The sequence below is a fragment of the Rhodoferax sp. UBA5149 genome (assembly GCF_002413825.1).
GTDB lineage: Bacteria > Pseudomonadota > Gammaproteobacteria > Burkholderiales > Burkholderiaceae_C > Rhodoferax.
Genome location: NZ_DHXT01000203.1, coordinates 487 through 8,781 on the forward strand (window position 1 = coordinate 487; position 8,295 = coordinate 8,781).

Here is an 8,295-nt window from a genome sequence, read left to right on the forward strand (position 1 = left end):
CCGCGGCTTCTTTCAGCGCCCGGTAGCGTGGCTCAGAGAGGGTGATCGTCAGACGGCTCATGTGCAAGTCTTTCATTGGTGTTAAAGCACCAATATGTTAACACGCGGCCATTAAGATTTCGATATGTCAAAACGGGCATACGTTTCGGGCTGCGACAATCCCCAGCTTTACTCACTTGGTACGGGTCCGTCCGACCCTCAAGCCCTATGCCCACCTCCTTGCCCGGCGCCACGCGCACTTATCACTTAAGCGACTTCGACTTCGACCTGCCCGAAGCCCTCATCGCCCAGCACCCCGCGCCGGAGCGCAGCGGCTCGCGCTTGCTGGACGGCACCGGTCCGACGCCGACTGACCGCATTTTTCGCGATCTGCCGGCCCTGTTGCGCGCGGGCGATCTGGTCGTGTTCAACGACACCAAAGTCATCAACGCCCGCCTGTTTGGCGAAAAACCCACGGGCGGCAAGCTGGAGCTGCTGATTGAGCGGGTACTGGGCGGCAACCAGGTGGCGGCCCATATGCGCGTCAGCAAAAAACCCGAGGTCGGCACGACAGTGGCCCTGAATGGCGCCCCCGGCACCCATGACAACCTACGCGCCACGCTGTTGGGCCGCTGGCCGGACGCCGATGGCGCCATGTTCCGCTTTGTGCTCTCCAACGACGCGGGCGATGACCCGCACACCTTGATGGCGCGGCACGGCCATGTGCCGCTGCCGCCCTACATCACGCACAGCGATTCCGCGGAAGACGCGGCGCGCTACCAGACCGTGTTTGCCAGGAACCCCGGCGCCGTGGCCGCGCCCACCGCCGCCCTGCATTTTGACAATGCCTTGCTGGCGGCGATTGACGCCCTGGGCGTGCAGCGCGCCCATGTCACCCTGCATGTGGGCGCCGGCACGTTTCAGCCGGTCAAAACCGAGAACCTGGCCGAGCACCAGATGCACAGCGAGTGGTTTGAAGTGCCCGTCGCCACGCAGCAGGCGATTGCCGATTGCCGTGCGCGCGGCGGCCGCATCGTGGCCGTGGGCACCACCACCGTGCGCACGCTGGAGTCGTGGGCCAAGGAAAAAGGGGTCGACTCGAAGGCTCCGACCCCATTTTCCGGCGACACCCGTATCTTCATCACACCCGGCTTTGAATTCCAACTGGTGGACCTGCTGGTCACCAATTTCCACCTACCCAAGTCGAGCCTGATGATGCTGGTGAGCGCCTTTGCCGGCTATGAGCACGTCATGGCGCTGTACCGCCATGCGATTGCCGGGCAGTACCGGTTTTTCAGCTACGGCGATGCCATGCTGCTGGCACGCCAGCCCCTCAGGGTTTCGGAAAAAAGTTGACGCCTGGCAAACCCTGGTAGTCCACATCCTGCGTCCAAAAGGTGGCCTTGTGTTCCAGCGCCAGGCTGTACATCACCGCATCGGCCATTGCCAGTCGGTGCTTGATGGCGACATCGGCGGCCACAATGGCGCGGCGGTCGGTCAGATCGAGCACCCGGCCCAGGCGCATGACCTCCAGGCACGACGTCACCACGTCAGCAGGCATCTTGCGGCTGAGGATTTTGTGCACTTCATACAGCGCGATCACCGGGACCAGCAGCTTGTCGCGCTGCTCTATGACCGGCTTGAACAAGGGCCCACCGGGGCCAGCGAGAAAAAACTCGATCCAGCCCGAAGAATCGACAACGTTCATTCAAACTCCCGATCCGGCTCTTTGGGGATTTCGAGATCAGCCGGGTCAAGGTTGTAGCCCTTGAGCATGCCGTAATACGCACTCATGGGCAATTCGGGCTTGATCACCAACTCCCGCCCGCGCAACTCGAAATGAATATGGGAACCCGGCCCGATACCGAGCTTGGCCCGCATGGCGGCGGGCAGCGTGACCTGGCCTTTGCTGGAAACGATAGCTTCTGATTGCATGGCAAATCCTTTACGCGACTAAAAAGTAAAGCAAAATTCATTGTAAAGCAAAACTTCATGTAAGGCGTTCAAGTGGTGCCACTCGATCTATTCGAAACGATGAGCGCGTACGACAACACTTCGACCTCTGACGGTTGAGGCAGCCATGAAAGACAATAGCGCCCATGCTCCAATTTGAACTGCTCCAAACCGATCCCGCCACCCGCACGCGCGAGGGCGCCTACGCTGGCTCACACGCCCGTCGTGGCCGCCTCACGCTCAACCACGGCGTGGTGGAAACCCCCATCTTCATGCCGGTCGGCACCTACGGCACCGTCAAAGGCGTGACGCCGCGCAGCCTGGAAGACATGGGCGCGCAAATCATCCTGGGCAACACCTTCCATTTGTGGATGCGCCCGGGGCTGGACGTGATGGCGCAGTTTGGCGGACTGCACAAGTTCGAGAAATGGGACAAGCCAATCCTGACCGACTCCGGCGGCTTTCAGGTCTGGAGCCTGGGCGAGATGCGCAAGATCGCGGAAGAAGGTGTCAAGTTTTCCTCGCCCGTGAACGGCGACAAACTGTTTTTGACGCCCGAGATCTCGATGCAAATCCAGACCGTGCTCAACAGCGACATCGTCATGCAGTTTGACGAATGCACGCCCTACATTTCGGTCGAGGCCAAAACCAAGGGCCAGCTCACCACCGAGGCGGAGGCGCGCAGTTCCATGGGCTTGAGCCTGCGCTGGGCCAAGCGCTGCCAGGCGGAATTTGACCGCCTGGAGAACCCCAACGCACTGTTCGGCATTGTGCAGGGCGGCATGTTCGAGCACCTGCGGCAAGAGTCGCTGGAGCAGCTGGTGGCGATGGACTTTCCCGGCTACGCCGTGGGGGGGGTGAGCGTCGGCGAGCCCAAAGACGAGATGCTGCGCATCATGGCGCACACGCCGCACCAGTTGCCCGCGCACAAGCCGCGTTACCTGATGGGCGTTGGCACGCCGGAAGACCTGGTGGAAGGCGTGGCGCAAGGCGTGGACATGTTCGACTGCGTGATGCCGACGCGCAACGCGCGCAACGGCCACCTTTTCACCCGCTTTGGCGACCTCAAAATCCGCAACTCCCGTCATAAGATCGACGAGCGCCCGCTGGACGAAACCTGCAGCTGCTACGCCTGCCAGGGCAGCACGCGGCTCGACGGCAGCAGCGCAGGCGGCTTCAGCCGCGCCTACCTGCACCATCTGGACCGCTGCGGTGAAATGCTCGGCCCGATGCTGGCCAGCATCCACAACCTGCACTATTTCCTGAACCTGATGCGCGAAGTGCGCGCGGCGCTGGACGCCGGCAGCTTCGGCGCATTCCGGCAGCAGTTCAAGAGCGACCGGACGCGCGGGGTGTAGTGGACAAGCCTCTGAAACACGCTCATTAGCTATTAATTAGATAGCTGTTAACGCATATTCGACGGGGGCTAGCCGTCATTTAGACGTATGAAGCACCTTGGCCACCGGGTTGTGGCGCAGCCTGAAGGCGTCGGGCATGCCCGAGCCCAGCAGCGGGCGCAGGTACATGCGGAAGGCATCGGTGACATCGGTGCCGCTGGTCGAGATGAATTCGTCTTCCATCACGCGCGTCTTGCCGGCCACGGCGTCCAGCGGCAGCAGCTCGTAGTCCACCGAATAGAAGCCGGTGCGCTTGATGGCGACCGAGCCGTCGCGCGTCCCCCACATCGCAAACTGCACGGCTTTCTCGCCCACCTCGCGTGCCTCGCGCTGGTCGACGTCCGACACGCAGCCGATGAAGGAGCGCTGCAGATAGCCGAAGGTGTCGCCGCGCACGCGGCTGATCTTGAGTTTGGACTTGATCTCCTCGCACAGCAGATCGGCCAGCGCGCCGTTGCCCGAGAGCTGCACATTGCCGTGGGCGTCGTGCTCCAGCTTCTTGGCCAGCAGGGTGGCTATGGGAGCGCCGGTCGAATCGTGAATGCCTTCCGACACGGCGATGACGCAGCGGCCATAACGCTCGTAAGTGCTCTTCACGTCAGCCAGAAATTTCTCCAGCACAAAAGTGCGCTCCGGCAGGTAGATCAGGTGCGGCCCGTCGTCGGGAAACTTCTTGCCCAAGGCGGATGCCGCCGTCAAAAACCCGGCATGGCGCCCCATCACCACGCCCACGTAGACACCGGGCAGGGCCGCGTTGTCCAGGTTGGCGCCGGCAAAAGCCTGCGCCACGAAGCGTGCGGCCGACGGAAAGCCCGGCGTGTGGTCGTTGCCCACCAGGTCGTTGTCGATGGTCTTGGGGATATGGATACAGCGCAGCGGGTAGCCGGCTTTTTGCGCCTCCAGGCTCACGATGCGCACGGTGTCGCTGGAGTCATTGCCGCCGATATAGAAAAAGTGCTCAATCTCATGCGCCTGCAGCACCTTGAAGATTTCCTGGCAATAGCGCACGTCGGGCTTGTCACGCGTGGAGCCCAGCGCACTGGAGGGCGTGTTGGCGACCAGCTCCAGGTTGTGGCTGGTCTCCTGCGTGAGGTCCATGAAATCTTCATTCACGATACCGCGCACGCCATGGCGCGCGCCGTAAATGTGCGCCACCTGGGCAAAGCGCCGCGCCTCCAGCGCCACGCCGACCAGCGACTGGTTGATCACCGCGGTCGGGCCGCCGCCCTGGGCGACGAGTATTTTTCCGGATGCCATGGGGACTTATCTCCTTGATGCTGCAATGTCGGTCCATTGTGCCTCCAGATGCGTCCGCAAAGGCCAGCCCTCGGCCACATCGTTCATTCTTGCTTCTGATGAAGACCTGGCCCGGCTCCGACTACTGCGCGCTGGTGAACACCGTCAACACCCCGGTGTAACCATAGAGGTGGTGTCGGGCGATTTCGCCACCGGCAAAAAAGCCCACCAGCGGCACGTCGCCCAAAGCCCGGCGCACGATTTGCAGCTCGGCACTGGGGCCGCCAAAGTGCGGGCCACCGCGCCCGGAGCAGCTCACATAAATCGCGCCGGCGATGCCACGCGCCGGATGCGGTGCCGACTCGGCCTCGGACGCCGCCAGCGCGGTGGCCGTTTCCACCGGCAACGCTTCCGGCTCCAGCTCTTCACGAATTTCGGCGCAGACCCGGATCAAGTCAGCGCGTGCGGCCTGGACATTGCGCTGGCAAAACGCCAGCTGCATGCCCTCCTCCAACTGGGCCGACACCGCCACACCGCGCCGACCCGGGTCCAGCCCGATGATGTGGCGCACGATCACGTCGCTGCCAAAGTTGCCGGTGCGGTTGACCGCCACGCCGTCACCAGTCGACCCCGCACGGTCCACCGGGTGCATCAAGCCGACCAGGGTGGCGCGCACCGCCGTGAGCGCTTGTTCCGGCTGCTCGAGCGAGACCTTGAGCTCGCGCAGCATCACATCGAGTGCCGGCTCGCCATCCAGCCCGATCACCACATTGGCCTCGGCAGCGGTGACCTGATGGGCGCGGGCCACTGGCAGACAACCTTGCGTCACGCGCGACACGAGATTCACCCCCGCGCCAAAGGCCACCCCGCTCAAGCCGCCACTGAAGACGCCACTGGCGGCGCCCTGCCCGCTGATATTGCCATTGCCGCCGACGGCAAACTGCACCGTCTTCGAGCGGCTGGACGACAAACCGCCAAACAGATAGCCCGAGTCGGTGCGGGCGGCCATCTCGACGATGAGCTCCGCCAAGTCGGGCGTGTCGGCATCCGCATGCACCAGGGCGGTATGGGCCTCAAAACCGATCCCCAACGGCGCGACACCGGAAAACACCCGGTACTGGTCGCCCGGCAGCTCGCACAGCATCAGGGCCAGCGCCGGCTCGTCAAAATATTCCACGTTGTTGGACGCGATGCCGATGCCTACCGTGCCCGACCAATCGGTGATTTCCGGCAATTCGGCGCTCAGGTGTTCCAGAATGTCTTGCGCCTGATCGGCATAGTGGTCGGTGATGTAGAGCAAGGCCAGCGTCGGGCTGCTGGCATAGCCGTGCAGCGCCATCTGGGCCCGCACTTGCGCCAACACCAAACCGGCCGCCATGCGCCACTGCGGGTGCGTGGCATGACCATAGGGGAACAGCTTCATCGGTGGACTCGCAGGTGCCGCATCAGCCGTTCCGGCTGGTCGGTTTTTTGACAGTTTTCTTGGCCGCTGCCCTCGATTTGACTGCCTTGGAGGCGGCTTTCTTGGTCGCCTTCACGGCTTCTTTGGCAAACCCGGCCGCCATGTTTTTGGTGACGTCGCGGGCGGTGTTTTTGCCGACATCTTTCATGGCGCTGGCGGCGATTTGCTGAAACTGCTGCGTCAGCGAATTCCACAACTGCATCGGATCAACCAAGCCGGCCGCCGCCGTGGTGGCGGGCTTGGCGGCTTGGCGCACGGATTTGGCCATATCACCGGCATCGGCCGCCACCTCGGAGATGGTCTGGGCGGCAGAGGCGGCTTTTTCAGTCACCTTTTGCACACTGGAGGCCACCGCGTCCGCGGCCTTGAGCTTGAACGCGTTCGCCACATCGCCGATGTTGAAATTCATGCCCTTGAGCGTGGCCAGCGTCATTTTTTGCACTTCAAGCGCCTGCACCGTGGCGCCCAGGGCTTTGGAATTTTGATCGAGCCAGAAATGCACGGCCTTGAGTTCGGCAATGCGTTTTTCCAGCTCTTCCACATTCATCGTCGGGGCAATCCAGTTGGCCAGGTTGGGCATCTGCGGAATCGTCTCTGAAGCGCCCTTGGCCAGATTCTGCAGAAAGTCAAAACCGGGGACGAATTTACCGAAACCAGTGCTCTGTGAATCACTCATGTTCGCTCCAAAGGGGGTTGTCAACATTGAACTGACGACAGCTTACCCCAATGCGACCCGAATGGCGATGCCCCCGCGCGCCTGTTCACTCAGCGTTTGTGCGCCTCCATGGCGGCCTTGTCCTCCGGCTTCGCGTCGGCCTTCGCGCCAGGCGCGACCGTGGCGACCGGCACTTTCAGTTCCACTTTGCTCTCCACGCCTTTGGCGTCCTTGAACACCAGCGTCAGCGGGATCGTGCTGTCCTTCGGCAGCGCGGTTTTCAGGTCCATCAGCATCACGTGGTAGCCCCCTGCCTTGAGCTCTACCGTCTTGCCGGCGGGCAAGTCAAGGCCACCCTGCACGGCGAGCATTCTCATGACATCGCCTTCCATTTTCATTTCGTGGACTTCCGCTACGCCGGCGACAGGCGTGGAGGCGGCGACCAGTTTGGCGCCCTCTTTGGCGGTGATTTTCATGAAGGCGCCGGTGGCTTTCTGGCCCGGCACCGTGGTGCGAACCCAGGCGTCCTTGACCTCCACGGTTTGGGCGTACAGGCTGCCGCAGGCCAATGCAGCGATAACGGTCAGTGCTTTCAGTTTCATACGTTTCTCCAATCAATAAAACAAGGAACTCAATTCAGTGCTGGTGCCCGACGATCTCCGAAGGAATGATCTCCAGCAAGGCGGCGGGCAAACTCAGGCCCTTGGTCGACGTGCCTGACGCTGGCAGCTCGCTCCAGTTGTTGCTGCCTTTCTCGCAGGTCTGGAGCACCTTGAACCACATCGCGCCCGCCTCCGCTGGAAGCCCGCCACGGAAGACAAACTCGTCGTAATACGCCGCTGGCAACCAGCTGTCCTGGCTGTTGGCGCTCCACGTGATCTCCGACACATCCTCGCTGACGGTCTTGCCGTGGCTATCGTAAGGCTTGGCCAGCTTGGCACGGGTGATGGTCACGGTCCAGCCCGCCTTGGGCATCGGCTGGGCACCCTGAAACCCCACCGGGACGGTCACTTTGATCGCCGTGGTGGGCGAGCCTTCACAAGCGTGGCTCACACGCAAGGCTGCTTTGTAGCCGCGACCCGCCAGAGCCACCGGCTCATCCAGAACAACATGGGAAAAAACGGCACTAGCCCCCGTGAACATTGCACAAGCAGCTATTAATTTAGTAGCAATCGATATTTTCATGGTGTCTTTCAAAAATCTCATAAATCAAACTTCAGCTCGGCCATATAGCTGCGCTGCGGATAGGGGTGGAAGTTCCAGTATTGGTAGTTGTTCAGGTTGTCGATGCCGAACGAGGCCGTCCATTGCCGACCCACCACGTAGCGCACCCGAACATCGGTCGTGAAGTACTCGCTCACCCCTTGGTAGGTGGCGCCATTCACGTCCGCGTTGTTCAGGGTGCGGAACTGCGGGCCGCTGTAACGGGCGCCCAGCGAGGCGCTCCAATGTTCGTCAACCCGGTAGCTGGCCAGCGCGGTGGCACGCCACTTCGGGATGTTGGGCTGCTGTTTGCCGATGGTGTCGCCCGCCACGCTCACGAAACCCGCGTTTTCTTTGATGGTGGAATCGGCGTAAGTGACGCTGCCCGACAGGTCCAGCCCCTTCTTCAC

Annotated in this window: 10 protein-coding genes; 2 read left to right on the forward strand and 8 right to left on the reverse strand. The window is 62.1% G+C overall.

The genetic code is table 11. The features are described 5' to 3' along the window. Positions 1–207 precede the first annotated feature (207 nt). Positions 208–1,335 (forward strand): tRNA preQ1(34) S-adenosylmethionine ribosyltransferase-isomerase QueA, encoded by a 1,128-nt coding sequence (gene queA, locus B3V69_RS18120; protein WP_296448473.1) that lies wholly within the window; start codon positions 208–210, stop codon positions 1,333–1,335. Here the strand turns inward: queA and B3V69_RS18125 are convergent. Both B3V69_RS18125 and B3V69_RS18130 read right to left on the reverse strand, forming a co-directional pair. After that, the gene (locus B3V69_RS18125; RefSeq protein ID WP_296448475.1) at positions 1,313–1,687 is read right to left on the reverse strand and encodes a type II toxin-antitoxin system VapC family toxin; all 375 of its coding nucleotides are present in this window, start codon (positions 1,685–1,687) and stop codon (positions 1,313–1,315) included. The genes queA and B3V69_RS18125 overlap by 23 nt on opposite strands. Continuing rightward, on the reverse strand, positions 1,684–1,914 hold the full coding sequence (locus tag B3V69_RS18130; RefSeq protein WP_296448478.1) for an AbrB/MazE/SpoVT family DNA-binding domain-containing protein: 231 nt from the start codon (positions 1,912–1,914) through the stop codon (positions 1,684–1,686). The genes B3V69_RS18125 and B3V69_RS18130 overlap by 4 nt, the downstream gene beginning before the upstream one ends. A gap of 164 nt (positions 1,915–2,078) precedes the next feature. Between B3V69_RS18130 and tgt the strand changes: the two genes are divergently transcribed. Continuing rightward, complete coding sequence (gene tgt / locus B3V69_RS18135) at positions 2,079–3,290, forward strand: tRNA guanosine(34) transglycosylase Tgt (protein WP_296448479.1); 1,212 nt, start codon at positions 2,079–2,081, stop codon at positions 3,288–3,290. Between the two features lie 75 nt (positions 3,291–3,365). Here tgt and B3V69_RS18140 read toward each other — a convergent pair whose 3' ends face one another. The 6 genes from B3V69_RS18140 to B3V69_RS18165 all read right to left on the reverse strand — a co-directional run. Next, positions 3,366–4,586 (reverse strand): 6-phosphofructokinase, encoded by a 1,221-nt coding sequence (locus B3V69_RS18140; RefSeq protein WP_296448481.1) that lies wholly within the window; start codon positions 4,584–4,586, stop codon positions 3,366–3,368. 121 nt (positions 4,587–4,707) lie between these two features. Next, positions 4,708–5,988: an FIST signal transduction protein gene (locus B3V69_RS18145; RefSeq protein ID WP_296448483.1), complete on the reverse strand. Its 1,281-nt coding sequence runs from the start codon at positions 5,986–5,988 to the stop codon at positions 4,708–4,710. 22 nt (positions 5,989–6,010) lie between these two features. Continuing rightward, on the reverse strand, positions 6,011–6,703 hold the full coding sequence (locus tag B3V69_RS18150; protein WP_296448484.1) for a PhaM family polyhydroxyalkanoate granule multifunctional regulatory protein: 693 nt from the start codon (positions 6,701–6,703) through the stop codon (positions 6,011–6,013). A gap of 89 nt (positions 6,704–6,792) precedes the next feature. Continuing rightward, positions 6,793–7,284: a copper chaperone PCu(A)C gene (locus tag B3V69_RS18155; RefSeq protein WP_296448486.1), complete on the reverse strand. Its 492-nt coding sequence runs from the start codon at positions 7,282–7,284 to the stop codon at positions 6,793–6,795. Between the two features lie 34 nt (positions 7,285–7,318). After that, complete coding sequence (locus B3V69_RS18160; protein ID WP_296448488.1) at positions 7,319–7,867, reverse strand: YcnI family protein; 549 nt, start codon at positions 7,865–7,867, stop codon at positions 7,319–7,321. A 17-nt stretch (positions 7,868–7,884) separates the two neighbouring features. Further along, on the reverse strand, positions 7,885–8,295 hold a 411-nt coding region (locus tag B3V69_RS18165; protein WP_296448489.1), incomplete at its 5' end, for a TonB-dependent receptor domain-containing protein.